This is a genomic window from Flavobacterium pygoscelis (assembly GCF_023162025.1).
Lineage (GTDB): Bacteria > Bacteroidota > Bacteroidia > Flavobacteriales > Flavobacteriaceae > Flavobacterium > Flavobacterium pygoscelis.
This window is the reverse complement of record NZ_JALNUB010000002.1, coordinates 433,426-451,833: the sequence shown is the minus strand read 5'-3', so window position 1 is coordinate 451,833 and position 18,408 is coordinate 433,426. Positions and strand designations below refer to the sequence as shown.

18 protein-coding genes are annotated in these 18,408 nt (G+C 31.3%); 12 read left to right on the top strand and 6 right to left on the bottom strand.

Translation table 11 applies throughout. The annotated features are described in order from the left end of the window. Nucleotides 1–57: 57 nt before the first annotated feature. A complete protein-coding gene (gene cysM, locus MW871_RS04190) occupies nucleotides 58–945 on the bottom strand; it encodes a cysteine synthase CysM (RefSeq protein ID WP_210646791.1) in 888 nt (295 codons plus the stop codon). Between the two features lie 348 nt (nucleotides 946–1,293). Between cysM and MW871_RS04185 the strand changes: the two genes are divergently transcribed. Further along, entirely contained in the window at nucleotides 1,294–1,992 is a 699-nt protein-coding gene (locus MW871_RS04185; RefSeq protein ID WP_188051519.1) for a DUF1003 domain-containing protein, read from the top strand. Nucleotides 1,993–2,030: 38 nt separating this feature from the next. Here MW871_RS04185 and MW871_RS04180 read toward each other — a convergent pair whose 3' ends face one another. Then, on the bottom strand, nucleotides 2,031–2,309 hold the full coding sequence (locus MW871_RS04180) for a DUF2752 domain-containing protein (RefSeq protein ID WP_248427663.1): 279 nt from the start codon (nucleotides 2,307–2,309) through the stop codon (nucleotides 2,031–2,033). Nucleotides 2,310–2,409: 100 nt separating this feature from the next. On the opposite strand from MW871_RS04180, the gene MW871_RS04175 reads away from it, so the two are divergent. Together MW871_RS04175 and MW871_RS04170 are read left to right on the top strand one after the other, a co-directional pair. Beyond that, nucleotides 2,410–2,592, top strand: a complete 183-nt coding sequence (locus MW871_RS04175) for a hypothetical protein (protein ID WP_188051517.1) — start codon at nucleotides 2,410–2,412, stop codon at nucleotides 2,590–2,592. Continuing rightward, nucleotides 2,585–3,136 (top strand): Smr/MutS family protein, encoded by a 552-nt coding sequence (locus MW871_RS04170; RefSeq protein ID WP_248427662.1) that lies wholly within the window; start codon nucleotides 2,585–2,587, stop codon nucleotides 3,134–3,136. The genes MW871_RS04175 and MW871_RS04170 overlap by 8 nt, the downstream gene beginning before the upstream one ends. Nucleotides 3,137–3,277: 141 nt before the next feature. Here the strand turns inward: MW871_RS04170 and MW871_RS04165 are convergent, their stop codons facing one another. Beyond that, nucleotides 3,278–4,222, bottom strand: a complete 945-nt coding sequence (locus tag MW871_RS04165) for a hypothetical protein (protein WP_248427661.1) — start codon at nucleotides 4,220–4,222, stop codon at nucleotides 3,278–3,280. Between the two features lie 203 nt (nucleotides 4,223–4,425). On the opposite strand from MW871_RS04165, the gene MW871_RS04160 reads away from it, so the two are divergent. After that, a complete protein-coding gene (locus MW871_RS04160; RefSeq protein ID WP_248427660.1) occupies nucleotides 4,426–5,334 on the top strand; it encodes an EamA family transporter in 909 nt (302 codons plus the stop codon). Nucleotides 5,335–5,362: 28 nt separating this feature from the next. Further along, nucleotides 5,363–6,487, top strand: coding sequence for a cysteine desulfurase family protein (locus MW871_RS04155; RefSeq protein WP_248427659.1), 1,125 nt, complete (start codon nucleotides 5,363–5,365; stop codon nucleotides 6,485–6,487). Nucleotides 6,488–6,509: 22 nt separating this feature from the next. On the opposite strand, the gene MW871_RS04150 is transcribed toward MW871_RS04155, so the two are convergent. Both MW871_RS04150 and MW871_RS04145 read right to left on the bottom strand, forming a co-directional pair. Beyond that, the gene (locus tag MW871_RS04150; protein ID WP_188051512.1) at nucleotides 6,510–6,803 is read right to left on the bottom strand and encodes a chaperone modulator CbpM; all 294 of its coding nucleotides are present in this window, start codon (nucleotides 6,801–6,803) and stop codon (nucleotides 6,510–6,512) included. Continuing rightward, nucleotides 6,800–7,687 carry a DnaJ C-terminal domain-containing protein gene (locus MW871_RS04145; RefSeq protein WP_248427658.1) on the bottom strand — a complete coding sequence of 296 codons (888 nt, stop codon included), beginning with the start codon at nucleotides 7,685–7,687 and terminating at the stop codon, nucleotides 6,800–6,802. The genes MW871_RS04150 and MW871_RS04145 overlap by 4 nt, the downstream gene beginning before the upstream one ends. 552 nt (nucleotides 7,688–8,239) lie before the next feature. Between MW871_RS04145 and MW871_RS04140 the strand changes: the two genes are divergently transcribed. The 6 genes from MW871_RS04140 (at nucleotide 8,240) to MW871_RS04115 (ending at nucleotide 14,941) form a co-directional block, all read left to right on the top strand. After that, entirely contained in the window at nucleotides 8,240–10,546 is a 2,307-nt protein-coding gene (locus tag MW871_RS04140) for a PAS domain-containing protein (RefSeq protein WP_248427657.1), read from the top strand. A 6-nt stretch (nucleotides 10,547–10,552) separates the two neighbouring features. Continuing rightward, a complete protein-coding gene (locus MW871_RS04135; RefSeq protein ID WP_248427656.1) occupies nucleotides 10,553–11,278 on the top strand; it encodes a sensor histidine kinase in 726 nt (241 codons plus the stop codon). 4 nt (nucleotides 11,279–11,282) lie between these two features. Then, the gene (locus tag MW871_RS04130; protein WP_188051508.1) at nucleotides 11,283–11,693 is read left to right on the top strand and encodes a response regulator; all 411 of its coding nucleotides are present in this window, start codon (nucleotides 11,283–11,285) and stop codon (nucleotides 11,691–11,693) included. Nucleotides 11,694–11,712: 19 nt separating this feature from the next. Next, complete coding sequence (locus tag MW871_RS04125; RefSeq protein WP_188051507.1) at nucleotides 11,713–12,123, top strand: response regulator; 411 nt, start codon at nucleotides 11,713–11,715, stop codon at nucleotides 12,121–12,123. A gap of 45 nt (nucleotides 12,124–12,168) precedes the next feature. Next, a complete protein-coding gene (locus tag MW871_RS04120) occupies nucleotides 12,169–14,493 on the top strand; it encodes a hybrid sensor histidine kinase/response regulator (protein WP_248427655.1) in 2,325 nt (774 codons plus the stop codon). 82 nt (nucleotides 14,494–14,575) lie between these two features. Then, nucleotides 14,576–14,941 (top strand): response regulator transcription factor, encoded by a 366-nt coding sequence (locus tag MW871_RS04115; RefSeq protein WP_188051505.1) that lies wholly within the window; start codon nucleotides 14,576–14,578, stop codon nucleotides 14,939–14,941. Between the two features lie 99 nt (nucleotides 14,942–15,040). Here the strand turns inward: MW871_RS04115 and MW871_RS04110 are convergent, their stop codons facing one another. Further along, nucleotides 15,041–16,459, bottom strand: a complete 1,419-nt coding sequence (locus MW871_RS04110) for an amidohydrolase family protein (RefSeq protein ID WP_248427654.1) — start codon at nucleotides 16,457–16,459, stop codon at nucleotides 15,041–15,043. A 347-nt stretch (nucleotides 16,460–16,806) separates the two neighbouring features. On the opposite strand from MW871_RS04110, the gene MW871_RS04105 reads away from it, so the two are divergent. After that, nucleotides 16,807–18,339 carry a SulP family inorganic anion transporter gene (locus MW871_RS04105; protein WP_248427653.1) on the top strand — a complete coding sequence of 511 codons (1,533 nt, stop codon included), beginning with the start codon at nucleotides 16,807–16,809 and terminating at the stop codon, nucleotides 18,337–18,339. The last annotated feature ends 69 nt before the right edge of the window (nucleotides 18,340–18,408 follow it).

Below are 18,408 nucleotides of genomic sequence, written 5' to 3'. Positions count from 1 at the left end.
TAAAAAAGGCTTGATTTATAGTACAATCAAGCCTTTTTTGTATTGTATTAAGAAGATCTATTCAAATAAATCAGAAGATAGGTAACGATCACCACGATCGCAAATAATGGCTACAATTACTCCTGATTCTAAAGTGTTCGCTATTTTTATTGCCGCAGCAACAGAGCCACCACTACTCATTCCTGCAAAAACACCTTCTTCAAGTGCCAGACGTTTGGTCATTTCACGAGCTTCTTTTTCAGAAACTTCAATGATTGTATCTACTTTCGAAGCGTCAAAAATCTTAGGCAAGTATTCTTGAGGCCATTTTCTAATTCCTGGAATTTGTGAGCCATCGCTAGGTTGTGCTCCTACGATTTGGATATTACTATTCTTTTCTTTCAAATAGGCAGACGTTCCGATGATTGTTCCAGTGGTTCCCATAGCAGATACAAAATGAGTTACTGTACCTTCGGTATCATTCCATATTTCTGGACCTGTTGTTTTATAATGTGCTTTCCAGTTGTCATCGTTGGCAAACTGATTGAGCATGATATAGCCGCCTTCAGCGACTTTTTTATCAGCGTAATCTCTAGAACCAATTATTCCCGTGCTAGCGGGCGTTAAAATGACTGTAGCGCCATACGCTCGCATAGTTTGGGTACGCTCTTTTGTAGAATCCTCAGGAAGTATTAATTCTATTTCTAAATTAAACAGTTGTGCAATCATTGCCAATGCAATTCCGGTGTTCCCACTAGTGGCTTCAATAAGTTTATCTCCTTTCTTGATTTCACCTCTTTCTAAGGCGGATTTAATCATGTTATAAGCAGCACGATCCTTAACGCTACCTCCAGGATTATTTCCTTCTAATTTGAGTAAAAGTTTTACATTTTTGTTTTGTACCAAGTTCGTAGATTCTACCAACGGCGTATTTCCTATAAGGTCTAGTATTTTATGTGATTTCATTCTGTATAGTATGGGTAAGTTTTTTTAAGATCACCACCAAATAGTGAAGAGGATAGTGCTAATTTTTTTATGAATAATATTTGTAAAGTAAAACTGTTATAAACAGCAACAACCAAGATATAAAGGGATGCATTTAGAATTGAATGGCATTGTATAAATTTTATAAAGAAAATCAAAGATATTGAACTTTGTCGATATATCGTAATGCGGTTATTTAGAGATTTTGAAGTTTTTATAAAAAGTAAAAATTTTTCATCAAAAGATATTTTTAGAAACCTCAAAAACTTTACAATATGAAAAAGTATATTTAATCGATCTTTTTCTAAATTAGCAATTAAATACAATTTCATGAAAAATAATTTGACTTTTATAAGTGATGTCTCAAAGAAGGAATTTCCAATTGATGATAAGATTTCTGGCAAAGCGGTACGAGATCCAATTTTTGCATTAATTCAGACTGACTTTCCAGAATTTGATGAAAATAAATTTCTATCGGTTTCAGAACTCAATATGTATCGTGAGAAATACATCTCTAATTATTTAGCCGTAGAAATTGGAGAACTTTCTAATTTAGAAAATAAAGTTATTGGATCCCTAAAAAAAGATGTTTCATTAGTAAGTAGTGTAGAAGACGAAGTAGGTGATCGAACTTTTGGACAGAAGGTCGCAGATAGTGTAGCTGCGTTTGGAGGAAGTTGGAAATTTATCATCATGTTTGGTGTTTTTATCTTGTTGTGGATAATGGCAAATATTTATCTTTTGGTAGATAAAGGATTTGATCCCTATCCATTTATTTTGCTGAATTTAATCTTGTCATGTTTGGCTGCATTACAAGCTCCAGTAATTATGATGAGTCAAAATCGTCAGGAAGAAAAAGACAGGGAAAGAGCAAAGAAAGATTATATGATTAATTTAAAATCGGAACTTGAAATCAGAATGCTTCATGAAAAATTAGATCATTTGATTATGCATCAACAAGAAGAATTAATTGAGATTCAAAAAGTACAAATCGAAATGATGAATGATATTTTATCTAGAATAAAATAATTTTTTTCAGTTCAAAAAAAAGTAAAAAGGAAACCCTTTTAATAGTGTTTAAAAAAATAACCGCCAACCATAAAAGCACCATTTAGAACAGCAGAAACTACGATTAATTTTTTATAGTTTCTGTTGGTGTCAATAAAATTTAAACCTAAAATTGCTAGAAAAAAAAGGGTGGTTAGCAGAGCAGGATACATCTTAAAAGATCCTATAAAATCACCTTCTAAAAGCAGTAAAAAACTACGTTGAAAACCACAGCCCAAACACTCTATTCCAAAGAGTGTTTTACTTAAACAAGGGAACATATATTTTTCTAAATTCAATGGTTTTGTTTTTTACAATTTTACAAAAAAATAACTAACGGCTCAAATAATAAATAGGCAATTTTAAATTCATTACTTTTGGAATCTGATAATTTAAAAGATGAAAAAGTTTATAATCCCCATAATGATTGTTGCAATAATTGTTGCCTTGTACCAACAGGCGAGTGCCGAAAAAAACGTGTACATTATGGTTGTTGCAATTGTAGTTTTTATGATTGGTATGATGAAGTTAAGTGCCAAAACACCTAGTAAAAATCAAGATAAAGAAGACGAAAATGTTTAGTAAAGGAGATAAAGTTTCTGTGCTTGATGAAGCCATGGATGGAGTAGTGTTGTCAGTCAAGGAGAACCAAGTTACGATAGAAACAGAGGACGGATTCGTGATGACATTTTTTGTCAATGAATTAATTAAAATAAACGATTCCAGTAACTTACTAGATTCTATTAGAAGAATAAATGTAAGTGAGATTTCAAAGGAAAAAGAAATCCCAAAAGCACGAAGTTTTGTCAAAGAGAAAAAATCTAGACACGAAATTCCTGCTCCAGAGTTTGATTTGCACATCGAAAAACTAGTGCCAAACAAACGCGGAATGTCAAATTATGATATCCTAACTTTACAAACAGAAACAGCTAAACGCCACATCGAATTTGCGATTAGAAATAGAATTCCGAAGATTGTTTTTATACATGGTGTTGGCGAAGGTATTCTAAAAGCAGAGCTGGATTTCTTGTTAGGACGATATGATAATATTGCTTTTGCAGAAGGTAATTATCAAAAATATGGACAAGGAGCTACGGAGGTTTTTATAAAACAGAGTGCAATGTAAAATGTTTTTCTGATTCGGAAGCCAAATAAAAAAGGTTCGATTTTAAGGGAATTTCAAATTGAAAATTCTCTTAAAATTGAACCTTTTTTTAATGTTAAAATAGTGCTTTTTATTAGCCTATTTTTAGTCAATTTAATAGCATTAATTAGTAGTCAATAATTCTCCATAAATGAAATTATCGCCTAATAGAAAATCACTATTCCCTTTCTTTAATTTTGCTTTTTTGATAACCAAAGTATGCTTAAAACCGTTGCCAAAAACCGCAGTTGTTACTTCGATAATTCCGCTAGTATTTGCAACTCCAGCGACTGCAATCCACTCTTCAAGAACAGGTGGGTTTGCTGGAAAAGCAGTGTTGCAAAAATAATCATCGGTCAATAATCCAGAGAATAATCGGTAGGTAAGTTTGTTTTTTGTATCACTTATCAAACCAGTTCTTGGGGTGTTTAGTGGTGTAGCTGCATTCACAATTAAGCTAGGATCTATGTCAAAAATTAGCGCTTCGTTACCTTTTTCATCATAAACTTGTTTCGAACTAGAGCATTGTTTAAGCACTTTAGTGAAGGCCAATGGTAAAGCTGTAGCGGTTATAACATAGTCTCCAAAAGAGAAAGTTTCATATACTTGTTCGCCGTTTGCTTTGCTAAAAGTAACATTTCTAAAAGTTATATTGTGATTGTATCCTGTGATTTTCGAACTGTTATCCGTTGTGTTTACTGTTTTTTTTGCAGTGCTATTAATCACTATTTGTCCACCAGTAGCAGTCCATTGATCTGTTACAATTGGTGTAGCCGGAGGAATCAATTCGCAAATCGTTGAAGACGTTAATTTATCATTATACAACCGATAAATAAGACGATTGGTATCACTAATTAAAACTGTTTGAGAACTTGTTTCAGTAGGAAAAACAATTTTAGTAGCCTCAAAAATTAAGGATTCGTTATCTTTTAATTTATAAAGTAACTGATTTGTAGTACATTTTTGAACTTCAACAGCATCAAAACTGATGTTTTCTTGTGTTAAATCTCCATCATCACAGCTGTTTAAGACCAATGTGAAAACCAATAAACTTAGGATTTTTTTCATTTTTATAATATTTGTAACAAAAATAGAATTTTAATTTGTTCGAAATACATTCCTGTTTAAAAATAGCCTATATGATCTAAGTTATGCCTTGATTAATTATAGATTATTACTAAAAATACTAGGTACATTTAAGATTTCAAATTGAATTATGCTATTCTAAAGCAGAATGAAAATCGTATATTTGCGCGAATTTAATATCGTCTATGAGACTTAATAAATATTACTCAGCTGCTTTTTTAGCTTTTTTTATCTGGGGTTTTTTTAGTTTTGCTTTAAAACCTTTACACAATTATCCGTCTTTAGATATACTATTTTACCGTGTGTTTTTTAGCGTTATTACAATGGTTTTGATTAACCTTATTTTTAGAAAAAATGTGATTCGCAAAGATTGGAACCATTTTAAAAATAGCTCTTCTAAACAAAAAAGAAGTATTGTTTCCTTGACCCTTGGAGGCGCAATTTTTCTTATTCTAAATTGGTTTGTTTTTATCTATGTGGTTAATCACATTAGCGTTAAGGCTGCTTCTTTAGCGTATCTAGTTTGCCCTATATTAACAACTGTTTTTGCTTATTTTATTTTAAAAGAACAACTTACTAAATGGCAATGGGTTGCTGTAATGATTAGCTTTACAAGTTGCATATTGCTTTCCTTTAATTATTTTAGAGATATTTTTTATAGTCTTATTGTAGCAGCAACATACGCCTCTTATTTGGTTAGTCAAAGGAAAAATAGTGAGATGGATAAGTTTCTTGTTCTAACTATTCAGCTTGTTTTTACTGCAGTTGTTTTATTGCCATTTTATCCAAAATATAGTGGAACGGTTCCCACAGAACCTTTGTTTTATGGTTGTATGTTTTTTGTAGTTGTGTTTTTTACGATTATTCCGTTGTTTCTAAACTTGTATGCACTCAAAGGGATAAACTCTTCAGCAGTTGGGATTATGCTTTATATTAATCCAATAATAACGTTTTTAGTAGCCATTTTCTATTATGATGAACAAGTAACTTCGCTTCAGTTGTTTGCTTATTCTTTAATTTTAGTTTCAATTGTTGTTTTTAATGAAAGAGCTTTGTTTTCTAAAAGAAAGAATGCTTTATCATCAAAAATGTAATGTTCAAAATAATTTATACTTCAGAAAAATGAAAAAAATATATCTCGATAACGCTTCTACTACAGCATTGCGTCCCGAAGTAATTCAGGAAATGACTCATGTTTTGACTGAGGATTATGGAAATCCTTCTTCTACTCATAGTTTTGGTCGTACTTCTAAAAGTATTTTAGAGCTTTCTAGAAAGTCTATTGCTCAAAATTTGAATGCCACTGCACAAGAAATTATTTTTACTTCTTGCGGTACAGAAGCTAATAATTGGATTCTTCGTTCTGCGGTTAAAGATTTAAAAGTAACGCGTATTATTACTAGTAAAATGGAGCATCATGCCGTTTTATATACCGCGCTAGTTTTAGAAAAAGAATTTGGAATTCAAATTGATTATGTTGCTATAAAACCAAATGGTGAAATTGATTTGACACATTTAGTAGAGTTACTTTCACAAGAAAAGAAAACATTAGTTAGCTTAATGCATGTAAATAATGAGACAGGAACTGTTTTAGATTTAGAAAGAGTTGCAATCATTTGTAAGGAACATGATGCATTATTTCATTCTGATACGGTTCAATCTGTAGGGAAAACTATTATCGATTTACAAAAAACAACAGTTGATTTTATTGTAGCAAGTGCTCATAAATTTCATGGACCTAAAGGTGTTGGTTTCGCATTTGTTCGTAAAAACTCAGGTTTACAACCGCTATTTTTTGGTGGTGAGCAAGAAAAAGGATTGCGTGCAGGAACGGAAGCTTTACATCAAATTGCTGGAATGGCAAAAGCATTAGAACTTTCCTATAGCAATCTAGAAGAGGATAAAATTCATATTTTAGAATTAAAAACAGAGCTGATTTCAAAACTAAAAACTGCATTTCCTACGTGTAAAATTAATGGTGGAACAAACGGTTTTTATACGATTTTAAATGTTCTATTGCCTTTTTCTGAAGACAAAACAGCGATGATTTTATTTCATTTAGACATGAAAGGAATTGCAGTCTCTAGAGGCAGCGCTTGTCAATCAGGAAGTATCAAACCCTCTCATGTTTTAGTAGAAATCCTTTCTGAAGAAGATTTAAAGAAACCAAGTTTGCGTATTTCTTTTAGTCATTTCAATACCAAAGAAGATATTGATAGTCTTATGGATGCCTTGCAAAAGATTTAAAAAAGAGTTGCCAAATCAAGTATTAACTTTCGTAAAGACGCAATCTGTTTTTAACGGAAACTAGCTCCTTTTGCAGGTTGTCTATTTTTTGTAAAAGATTAAAAACAACATCAATTCCTTCTGTATTTACAGCTAATTCTTGATGCATTCGTATCATCTTTTCTATTTCATATATAGCATCCGATTCTATATATGAAGTAGTTTCGATTGTTTTTATTGAGACTAATCCCATTTCGTTAAGATTTGTAAAAAAGGATATTTCTACTTTATAATGAGAGCACAATTCTGTTATCGGAATTAGTTTTTCTAAATTCATAAGGTTTGCATTTTAGCTAGTTCTGTAAATAATTCCTTTTCTTTTTCTGAGAGTTTTTTAGGAATTTTTATTTGATAAGTAAGATACAAGTCACCAAACTCTCCCTCTTTTTTATATACAGGAAATCCTTTTCCTTTCAATTTTACTTGAGTCCCATTTTGAGTTCCGGGTTTTACCGTCAGTTTTACTTTTCCTTCAAAAGTAGCTGCAGTAATTTCTCCTCCTAATACGGCAGTGTATAAGTCTAAAGCAATATTGGCATAAAGATTATTTTTATCTCTTTTAAAATCAGTATGGTTTTCTATAGAAAAAGTGATAAATAAGTCACCTTTTGGACCATTGTTGGAGCCTTCGCCACCTAAGCCACTTATTTTTATTTGCTGTCCGTTTTCGACTCCTGCTGGAATTGTAATTCGGATGTTTTTTCCATTTATCGTTAAAGTTCTTTTGTTTGTGGTGTAAACATCTTTTAGATCAAGTCGAAGTTCAGTACTAAAATCTTGTCCTTTATAGGGTGTATTTCGGCGACCGCCACCAGCAGATCTTCCGCCAAACATTGATTCGAAAAAATCAGAAAAATCACCACCCTCAGAAAATCCTCCTTGTTGGCTATTGCCTTGGTATTGCTGTTGTTGTCTTGATTTTTCAAACTGTTCCCCGTTTTGCCAGTTTTCACCATACGAATCATATTTTTTACGATTTTCGGGATGGCTTAATACTTCATTTGCTTCATTTAATTCTTTAAACTTCCTTTCGGCTTCTTTGTCGTTAGGGTTTAAATCAGGATGGTATTTTCGAGCAAGTTTACGATAAGCCTTTTTTATTTCGCTTTCAGTTGCCTTTTTATCCACTTCAAGTACCTTATAATAGTCAATGAATGCCATTTTGTTTTTGTTTAGTTGATTTTGTTGTCGTACAAAAAAAGGAGTAGTAGAAGTACAAAACCAAATTTAATCATTTTTTTGATGTAAAAACAGGCGAATTTATTTTATTGTACTTCTTTTTAGTGCGTAAAGTAGTTCAAACAAATTTCCGTATTAAAGTTTTGAGATAGAGCTTTTAGGTTTTACTCTTGGAATTGTGTAGTACTTAAAATTGAATTTAATAAACTAAAAACATAAATTTAATCTGCACAATGAGGATTAGAAATCAGGTAAATATCTTTTTATTCTAGAAAAAAGAGTATCGAGTTTCTATCATTTCCGGTCTTTATTTTTAGCTTTTTACAAATTAAAAATTCAGTATTTCTAATTTATAATTTTTATAAACACTTAATATAATGGTATTAAAAGCATCTCAATTCAAAAATAATTTTATTTTTGTAGAAAGCATTTTAACTATAAAATTGACTTCACCAATTTGACTTTACGTTACTTTACGGAATCTAGTGCTGTTCTTATTCCTTTCTCCCATATTAAGATATAAATTACTATTGAATGAAAATAAATCCTATACCAGCCAATGAAGTTGAAAGATTAAAAGAACTCAAAAAGTATTCAATTTTGGATACTTTATCAGAAGTAGAATACGATTCAATTACTCAATTAGCCTCATATATTTGTGATACACCTATTGCTTTAGTTAGTTTAATAGATGAAGAAAGACAATGGTTTAAATCAAGTGTCGGTATTGACGTTAGCGAAACCTCCAGGAATATCTCTTTTTGTCAATATACAATTATGGGTGATGACATTTTTGAAGTTCCAAATGCTTTAGAAAATGATTTGTTTGCAAAAAATCCTTTAGTTACAGGAAACCCTAATATTCGTTTTTACGCCGGATCACCGTTACGAACCAAAAATGGTCTTAATATGGGATCCTTGTGTGTCATTGATACTAAAGCAAGAGTGCTTACGGAACAGCAAAAAAAGGCTTTGCAATTATTATCCAATCAAGTGGTCACTTTGTTAGACTCTCGAATCAAACATTTTGATTTTCTTGAGTCTCAAAAAGAGCTTCAGAATTTTATAGATTTATCTAAAGATTTGGTCTGTATTGCAAATGTAAACGGATTGTTTTACAAAGTAAATCCTGCTTTTACAACTGTTTTAGGCTTTTCTAAAGAGGAATTAGAAGGCGTTCCTTTTACCAATTTTGTACATGTAGAAGATTTGCCTTCTACACTAAACCAAGTAGAAAAACTGTCAAAAGGGGAGTTGACAATCAGTTTTGAAAATCGTTTTCGTTGCAAAAACGGACAATATGTTACTCTAAGTTGGAATACGTCTCCCGATCCAGCTACTGGAAACCTTTACTGTATTGCTCGAAACATGACTAAAGAAAAAGCAGTTGAGCAAAAATTAATTGATAGTAATAATTTATTAGATGAATCTCAGAACATTGCTAAAATTGGAAGTTGGAAATTTGATTTAATTACTAATGACCTTATTTGGTCAGATGGTCATTATCGAATATTTGAGTTAGAAAGACAGCCTTCAGGACAACTTTTTGAAAGTTATAGAAGCAGAATTCATAAAGATGATTTAGAATTATTAAACAAGACTTCAGAAATCGCTTTAAAAACGGGAAAGAACTTTAAAATAAAATATAGAATTGTACTTCCTGATCAAAGTATTAAGCATATTCTAGAAATTGGTCAACCTTTTACAAATGATAACGATGAAGTAATTGAGATAAAAGGGATCGTTCAAGATATAACAGAAATAACAATTGCCGAACAAAAAATCATATTAAAGTCGAAAGAAATCAACGATATTAGAGCAGCTTTAGACGAATCTGCGATTGTTTCTATATCAGATAAAAAAGGAATGCTTACGTATGTAAATGATAATTTTTGTTCAATTTCTCAATATACAAAAGAAGAATTGATAGGAAAAGATCAAAGTACTATAACCGGTTCTTTAGACAAGGACATCTTAAACACTATAATAAAAGGGAAGGTTTGGAAAGGTGAAATTAAAAACTCATCAAAAGATGGTTTATCCTATTGGGAGAAAATGACAATTGTTCCTTTTTTAGGTGAAAACAATAAACCCTACCAATACGTTTCGATTAGTACTGATATTACCGATCAAAAAATAGCCGAAGAAAGTTTAAACAACGCATTAGCAGATCTAGAAAAAAAGAATAGAGAACTTGATGAGTTTGCTTACGTAGTTTCTCATGACCTGAAAGCACCTTTAAGAGCTATTAATAATCTTGCCGAATGGATTGTTGAAGACATGCCATCAATGCCGGAAGAAGTAAGTTCTAATTTTGATTTACTACGTGGAAGAGTCTTGCGAATGGAAAATTTAATTAACGGTGTGTTAGAATATTCGCGTATTGGCCGCGTTGCAATTGAAAAAGAAACAATAGATATGACCTTGATGCTCGATCAGATTATTGATATTATGGTTCCAAAGCTCGATTTTGAAGTTATAATTGGCCAAAATTTCCCTACCATACTGTCTGAGCGAATACTGTTGGAACAAGTTTTTAGTAATTTAATTAGTAATGCTGTAAAATACAATAATAAACCCATAGGAATAATTGAATGTTACTATGAATCATTACCAGATTTTCATCAATTTACGGTAAAAGACAATGGGCCAGGTATTGCAGAGGATTACCACAATAAAGTTTTTAAAGTTTTTCAAACTATTGTAGCCCGCGATGTAAAAGAAAGTACTGGAGTAGGATTATCTATCGTAAAGAAAATTATTGAAGAAAAAGGCGGATCCATACGTATTGAATCTAAAGAGAATGAGGGATGTAGTTTTATTTTTACAGTTCCTAAATAAATAAAAATGGAGAAATCGCAACAAGATTGCCAAGAGGAATTGGCTGCTTTAAAAAAAGAATTTGATGATTTTGTATATATCGTTTCTCACGATATAAAATCGCCCATGAGAGCAATAGCTAATATTGCCACTTGGATAGAAGAAGATTTATCCAATGGGCTCACACAAGATGTAACTACTAATTTTGAATTACTTAAAAATAGAGTAAATCGATTAGAAAATATGATGAATGGGTTGTTAGAACTCTCTCGTGTAGAACGAGCAGAATTAGAATTTTATTGCGTTAATATCCCTAAAGTGATGTCTAGTTGTTTTGATTTGTACCGTAATAACCATGTAGAATTTACTTTAGACACTACAATTGTTACTGAAAACTTCATTACCTTAGGTGCAAAGTTCCAAAAAGTCATACTTGGTTTATTAGACAATGCAGTACGATTTAATGACAAAGAGCAGATAAAAATCAGGGTAACTATTTTAGAAAGTGATGACGAATTTACTATAGAAATTACCGACAACGGACCAGGAATTCCCGAAGAAGTAGTTCCTAAAATATTTTCTATTTTTTACACTGTAAATTCTAAAGATGTTTTCAATACAACAGGAGCGGGATTAGCAATTAGTTGTAAAATTTTAAAATTAGTTGGAGGTAAATTGAAATACACTGCGGGAATCAGTAATGGTTCAATTTTTACGTTAAATTGGCCCAAGAATATAATCTTAAAAAATTAAATTTATGAACCAAAAATTGGTGAATATCTTGCTAGTCGAAGACGATGAAGTAGATGTGATGAATGTAAAAAGAGCATTCTCTAAGAACAATATAATGAACCCTCTTTTTGTTGCTGGAAACGGTATTGAAGCTTTAGAAATGCTAGAAAATCAAATAATTCCGCTTCCAAAAATCATAATTTTAGACATCAATATGCCAAAAATGAATGGAATTGAATTTCTTAAAATTATGAGAGAAAAAGAAAAACTTAAAAACATATCCGTTTTTGTTATGACTACTTCAAACGAAGATACCGACAAAATTAACGCATACAATTTGAATGTTGCAGGATACATTCTTAAACCATTATCTTTTGAGAAATTTCTGACTTCAGTAGCAACTCTTAAAAACTTTTGGCAGTTATGTGAAATGTAAAAGTTCTAATTCATTTTTTATGGGGAATTTCAGTATCTTATTGGTCGAAGATAGAGTAACTATTATAGAAAATATAAAAGGTTTTTTTTCAGAAAATGAAACAAGACCTACTTTATATTCTGCCACCAATACCATTGATGCATGGTCTATGCTAGAAGGTTTTTCTAAATTAAATCCAATTCCTAAAATTCTTCTCATTGATGTAAATAGAACAAAAGAGGAAGGCATACTTTTATTAAATACCATTCGGAACCATCCCGATTTAAAATCAATTTTAGTTTTTGTAATCACAGATGCTGCTCAAGAAACAAATAAAGCAGCAGTTTTGAAATTGAATATTGCAGGTTATATTCCCACTTCGTTTCAAAGTCAGGAATTATATTACTGCTTTTCAGTACTAAATGACTATTGGAATATGATTGAATTCTAAGTTAAATAATTCACCACTATGGCAGTTGTTTTAAAAATATTAATAATGGACGATGATAAAATCGATTCCATAACCATCAGCCGTTCCATAGCGCAATCTGGAATTATAGCTGACGTTGATACCGTTTTTTCTGCAAAAGAAGGATTGGTACTTATCCTGTCTTTACAATATGATCTTATTTTTTTAGATTATATGATGCCAGATACAGACGGAATTTCCTTTTTGAAAAAAATTAGAGATCTGGAAATTGAAACACCTGTAATTTTCGTAACTTCTCAAGGAGACGAAAAAGTGGCCAGTCAAGCCATTTTAAGCGGAGCATCAGATTATATTCCGAAAACTTTATTGACTCCAGATGGAGTATCACAAAGCATTAGAAATGCAATTAAATTACATGAGAGTTTAAAGCTTAGAAAAATTACCGAACTAGAACTTAAAGTAAATTCAAACCGACTTTTAGAAGCACAAAAATTAGCTAAAATTGGAACTTGGGAAGTGAACTTAAGCAACAATGAATTGTTTTTTTCTGAAGAATTCTTTACCATTTTTGAAGTTGAAAAAGATAATTCTCCTACGATAGAATTTATTAATTCCTGTTTTACGAATCCGAAAGATTTAGCCCTTTTTGAAAAAAATCTTAATATAGTTAAGAGAAAGAATAAAGAAGTACAATTTCATCATAGCATCACTACTAAAAAAGGAAATATAAAATATATCAATCAATTTATCAAATGTTTAAATGATGAAAAAGACAAGCCTTATAAGATTTTAGGAACTATTCAGGATATTAGCGAACAAAAACGAACTGAAGCGGAGCTGATAAAAGCGAAAGAACTTGCCGAAGAAGCTGTTGTCATAAAAGAGCAGTTTTTGACTAATATGAGTCACGAAATTAGAACTCCTATGAACGGTATCATTGGTTTTTCTAAAGTTTTAGAAAACACTAAATTAGATAATGACCAAAAGCAAAGTGTAGAAGCCATTAAAAAAGCAGGTCAAAATTTGATGGTTATTATTAATGATATTCTTGATTTTTCTAAAATTGAAGCCAATAAAATGACTTTTGAAGAAGTGAATTTTTCTTTATCAAAAACAGTTATTTCTGTGATTGAGTTACTAATCTCTAATGCCAAAGAAAAAAAAATAAAGTTATTATACGATATTGATTCAAATATAAATGATAATTTAATTGGAGATCCAACAAAACTTTTACAAATTTTATTGAATTTAGTGGGTAACTCTTTAAAATTTACAGAAAAAGGTTTTGTAGAATTAATTGTTACTGAACTTCAGCAAACTGCAACAGACTGTTTGTTAAAATTTTCTGTAATTGATACTGGAATAGGAATTCCGGAAGATAAAATCGATTCTATTTTTGAGAGTTTTAATCAAGCATCTAATGAAACAACTCGTAAATACGGAGGAACAGGACTTGGACTTACCATAACTCGGAAACTGGTTGAGTTGCAAGGTGGTAAAATTACAGTTGAAAGTGACGTTTCAAAAGGAAGTGAATTCTCCTTTTCGTTACACTATAAAAAGGCACAAGACACAATTGGTAATACTAATGATTTAAATCATAAAAAAGTATCACCAGAGTTTCTAAAAAACATCAAAATTCTTTTAGTTGAGGACAATGAACTGAACCAATTGCTTGCCATTAAAGTATTTAAAAAATGGGATAAAGAAATTGATGTAGCTGCTAACGGAAAAATTGCCATCGAAAAGATTACTAATAATAATTATGATATTATTTTAATGGATATTCAAATGCCAGAGATGGATGGTATTGAACTTACAAATTATATTAGAACGCACATGGGAGTCAAAGCCAACACCCCTATAATTGCCCTGACAGCGCATGCAACAGTAGGTGAGGAGCGAAAATGCATTGATAATGGTATGAATGATTATCTATCGAAACCCTATGATTTTGAGGTTTTATTATCTAAATTAAATCAAAATTTGAAGTCATCTAAGGTTCAATCTTCTGTTTTAAAAGTTTATAAGAACCCAGAAATCACTTCGGAAAATCTATTTGATTTTAAATATTTAAAAGATTTAGCGGAGGGAGATTTAGCTTTTATAAAAAATATGGTGGCTCTTTTTTTAAATAATACACCACAAACATTAGATGCAATTTTAGATTCTAACCAAAATGATGACATAAAAGTGCTAAATGACGAAATTCACAAACTGAAATCTTCTCTAAGTTTATTAGGTATCACAAAGGCTTCGGAGAGCGTTGCTATTATCGAAAACGAAATGCTAACAAACCCCTTAGGAGACCTAAGAAAAGAAGAAGTTGTTAATTTGAATGAAATTTGTAGATTGGCAATTAAACAATTAGAGTTAATCGAAGAATTTTAAAGCCTTAAACAATATTAGATTTGATTAAAATAAAAAAAAACTATCGATTTCCTTACTATAATTCACCAAAAATAACTGCGCTATGAAAACAATATTAATTGCTGATGATGATGAAATGACGCTTAAAGCGATGGAATTTAAAATGCTTAAAGAAGGCTATCGTGTTATTTTATGTGGAAATGGTCAAATTGCTTTAGACAAAATTGTTTCTGAAAATCCAGATTTAATTATTTCGGATATTATGATGCCTCACATTAGTGGTTTAGATATTGTTAAGAAAGTTAAAGTGGAACTAAATTTGAACATTCCGATAATTATGCTCTCAGCAGTAGGATTAGAAAAAACGGTTTTAGAAGCTTTTGAGCTAGGAGCGGATGACTTTGTGACTAAACCGTTTATTCCAAATGAATTATCGGTGAGAGTAAAACGACTTTTATTGCAAAAATAATTATTTTGCAATTATATAAATGTTTCCAAAAAGAGCTTACAAATAGTATTAACTATAAGTAAGCTCTTTTTGATTTGAAAAGATATTGAAGTAGCCCTATTATTGTAATGGGAAATAAGCTTCGAATGTTTTAAAACGACGGTCTAAATCAGCTTTTAATTCTTTTTTTACTTTTTCCTCTTTTATAAAACTGTAGGTAATACTGTTGTAAACAAACTGTTTTATATCGGCATAGGAAACATCTTTATATCTTTTGGCTAATAACACATATTGCTCTGTCATATTCGTACGTAAAATACCTGCATCATCAGTGCTTATTACAATAGGAACCCCAAATTCTTTATACAATGTAAAAGGATGTCTACTTTCTTTAACTTTTAAAATAAACTCATTACTCACTAAGTTAATTTCTATGGGAATTGATTTCTTTGCCATATAACGCAGTAAATTGTAGGAGTCTTTCTCATAAGCCATCGCAACACCGTGTCCAATTCGATTGGCTCCTGCGGTATAAACTGCCGCTCCAATATGCCAAGTAAGTTCTTCGGGCTGAACCAAACCTAGGGTAAGTTCACCAGCATGCATCGTATATTTTACGTTTGGATATTTAGAATGACAGTACTTAAACATCACCATATGCAACCAATAATCCTTCATTGAAGTTTCACCGTCTTCAGGGGAAACTATATTTACACCAGCCATAAGTGGGCTTGTATCTGCAGAAATAAAGGCAATTACTAAATTTTTAAACAAATCAACAGGTTCCATAAAACGCAATACAAAATTCTGATAACGCATGGTAAATTGCGAGTCATCCATTTTTAAATCTTTGTGTAATGGAGCAACAAAGTTATTATTAAAATTTTTCGCATCCGCTTCTGCTCCTTTTTTCAATAAAGAGTTGTAGAGAGAGTCCAGTGATTTTAGAATTGTGTTTTCGTCTTTTACAACTGCTAATTTTCGCAATCTCAGATTGAATTTTGTTAAATCATTGGTGTTGATTTGTGTAGGTATTGTAGATAATTGAGTTTCAATATAACTTATATTTTCAGAGAGTGCTCTTTTTTTTAATTCTAATAATCCTTGACCAAAATTTCCTTGAATTGCTGGTTCAAACTTCATGAAAGATTCAAAAAATAGTTTATCTGAAGGATAATCCACAAAATTATAGTCTTTTACAGACCACTTCTGCATAATTTTTTGCTTGTAACTATCAATCGTTCCATTTTTTATTAAAGAGGAGAATTGCTGCCAGTTTCCAGTTGCTGGTTTTTCTTTTGATACATCCATGGTTTCTGTATTCAAATAAAAATCATCTTGTATTGCATGTTCCAATAAGGGCTCAGCATAAATGGAACCTGAAAAATGATGATGTAAATCACCTCCTTTTGGCATTTGTGAAAAAAAAGCGGTCAATGCCGCTTCATTATCTCTTATTTTTTCAAAATAATCACTAGTGGCTTGCGCACAGATAGTGTTTATTATTAAAATGAATAACAATGTATATAGAGATTTCATAGTGCTTTAGGTTACTATTTTCAAAAAACTTCCTCAGTAAAGAGATGTAGTTGTCTAAAAAATAAAATTTGTCAAAGATGAATATTTTTGATTGATTTTAAAAATTTATAGGCTAAACTATTAGGGTAAGTAGTATAATTTAATCTTAACAGGAAAATTTAATATCTATATTAGGTGTTTGGAGAACGGTTTTAAAAGTTTTATTTTTGCTCTTCCAAAAATAAACGCTCCACTCAGAACCTGCTTTAATTTACAATAGTTAAATTCTACAGCTTCTTTTTCAGAAATTTTATTTGTTTTGAAATCATTTCTGTTTGTTCCAGTATAGCCAGAATCGCTTACTATTTATGAAAAAAGTATTTAATTTATTTGATTTTTCACAAAAAGTCAATTTTAGAATCGAGATTTTAGCAGGCTTAACAGTTGCCATGACAATGATTCCAGAATCACTTTCATTTGCAATATTAGCTGGTTTCCCACCTTTAATGGGTTTATATGCCGCTTTTATTGCAGGTTTAGTAACAGCTGTATTTGGAGGAAGACCTGGAATGATTTCTGGAGGAGCAGGAGCTACCGTAATTGTATTAATTGCTTTAATGAAATCAAACGGATTAGAATATGTATTTGCAGCTGTGGTATTAGCAGGAGTTTTGCAAATTTTAGTTGGTATTTTTAAATTAGGAAAATTTATACGCTTGGTACCACAACCTGTAATGTTTGGATTTGTAAACGGGTTGGCCGTTGTCATTTTTATGTCACAGTTAGAACAATTCAAGAAAGTAGTTCACGGTCAAGTAGAATGGCTTTCCGGAACTCCTTTGCTAATCATGTCCGCATTAGTAGCTCTTACTATTGCAATCATTTTGTTTTTTCCTAAAATAACTAAAGCAATTCCACCGTCATTAGTGGCAATTATAGTTTTATTTGCTTTAGTATTTTTCTTTGGAATCGAAACCAAAACTGTCAAAGATATTGCTTCTATAAGTGGTGGTTTTCCGCCGTTCCACATTCCCAATATACCTTTAGATTTAGAAATGCTACAAATTATATTTCCCTATGCTTTAATCATGGCTTGTGTAGGACTGACAGAAGGACTTTTAACTTTAACTTTAGTAGATGAAATTACGGAGACAAAAGGGAATGGTAATAGAGAATGTATAGCACAAGGAAGTTCTAATATTCTAAATGGATTTTTCTTTGGCATGGGCGGATGTCCAATGATTGCCCAAACGTTGGTGAATCTTTCGGCAGGATCTCGGGCCCGCTTGTCTGGAATTATAGCAGCATTAACAATTTTGCTAATTATTTTATTTGGTGCTCCTGTAATTGAGCGATTACCAATGGCAGCCTTAGTTGGCGTTATGATTATGGTAGCGATTGGCACTTTTGAATGGGCAAGTTTTAGAATCATCAATAAAATGCCCAAACATGATATTTTTGTTGGAATAACAGTTGCCGTAATAACTATTTTACTTCACAATTTAGCTCTAGCGGTTTTGATTGGAGTGATAATTTCTGCATTGGTATTTGCTTGGGAAAGTGCTAAAAGAATTCGTGCTAAGAAATATATCGATGAAAAAGGCGTGAAGCATTATGAAATATATGGTCCTTTGTTTTTTGCTTCTACAACTGCTTTTCTAGAAAAATTTGACGTTTCTAATGACCCAAATGAAGTAATAATTGATTTTAAAGAAAGTAAAATTACAGATATGAGCGCGATTGATGCCGTTAATAAAATTACCGAAAAATATGCGAAGCTAAATAAAAAAGTGCATTTGCAACATTTGAGTGCAGATTGCAAAATCTTATTAAAAAATGCAGATCAAATGATTGAAGTAAACATTATCGAGGACCCTACTTATAAGGTGGCAACGGATTAATTAAAAAATATTACTTCACCTTCTTTATCCTCTTTTTTATATCATTAGAAAAGGTGAAGTTTTACTTTT

What these genes read in the sequence shown, in the direction of transcription:
- MW871_RS04155 (WP_248427659.1), top strand. Translation starts at nt 5,363, where the DNA reads ATGAAAAAAATATATCTCGATAACGCTTCTACTACAGCATTGCGTCCC.
- MW871_RS04170 (WP_248427662.1), top strand. Translation starts at nt 2,585, where the DNA reads ATGTTTAGTAAAGGAGATAAAGTTTCTGTGCTTGATGAAGCCATGGAT.
- MW871_RS04110 (WP_248427654.1), bottom strand. Translation starts at nt 16,459, where the DNA reads ATGAAATCTCTATATACATTGTTATTCATTTTAATAATAAACACTATC.
- MW871_RS04165 (WP_248427661.1), bottom strand. Translation starts at nt 4,222, where the DNA reads ATGAAAAAAATCCTAAGTTTATTGGTTTTCACATTGGTCTTAAACAGC.
- MW871_RS04185 (WP_188051519.1), top strand. Translation starts at nt 1,294, where the DNA reads ATGAAAAATAATTTGACTTTTATAAGTGATGTCTCAAAGAAGGAATTT.
- MW871_RS04135 (WP_248427656.1), top strand. Translation starts at nt 10,553, where the DNA reads ATGGAGAAATCGCAACAAGATTGCCAAGAGGAATTGGCTGCTTTAAAA.
- MW871_RS04125 (WP_188051507.1), top strand. Translation starts at nt 11,713, where the DNA reads ATGGGGAATTTCAGTATCTTATTGGTCGAAGATAGAGTAACTATTATA.
- MW871_RS04115 (WP_188051505.1), top strand. Translation starts at nt 14,576, where the DNA reads ATGAAAACAATATTAATTGCTGATGATGATGAAATGACGCTTAAAGCG.
- MW871_RS04160 (WP_248427660.1), top strand. Translation starts at nt 4,426, where the DNA reads ATGAGACTTAATAAATATTACTCAGCTGCTTTTTTAGCTTTTTTTATC.
- MW871_RS04105 (WP_248427653.1), top strand. Translation starts at nt 16,807, where the DNA reads ATGAAAAAAGTATTTAATTTATTTGATTTTTCACAAAAAGTCAATTTT.
- MW871_RS04145 (WP_248427658.1), bottom strand. Translation starts at nt 7,687, where the DNA reads ATGGCATTCATTGACTATTATAAGGTACTTGAAGTGGATAAAAAGGCA.
- cysM (WP_210646791.1), bottom strand. Translation starts at nt 945, where the DNA reads ATGAAATCACATAAAATACTAGACCTTATAGGAAATACGCCGTTGGTA.
- MW871_RS04175 (WP_188051517.1), top strand. Translation starts at nt 2,410, where the DNA reads ATGAAAAAGTTTATAATCCCCATAATGATTGTTGCAATAATTGTTGCC.
- MW871_RS04120 (WP_248427655.1), top strand. Translation starts at nt 12,169, where the DNA reads ATGGACGATGATAAAATCGATTCCATAACCATCAGCCGTTCCATAGCG.
- MW871_RS04140 (WP_248427657.1), top strand. Translation starts at nt 8,240, where the DNA reads ATGAAAATAAATCCTATACCAGCCAATGAAGTTGAAAGATTAAAAGAA.
- MW871_RS04150 (WP_188051512.1), bottom strand. Translation starts at nt 6,803, where the DNA reads ATGAATTTAGAAAAACTAATTCCGATAACAGAATTGTGCTCTCATTAT.
- MW871_RS04130 (WP_188051508.1), top strand. Translation starts at nt 11,283, where the DNA reads ATGAACCAAAAATTGGTGAATATCTTGCTAGTCGAAGACGATGAAGTA.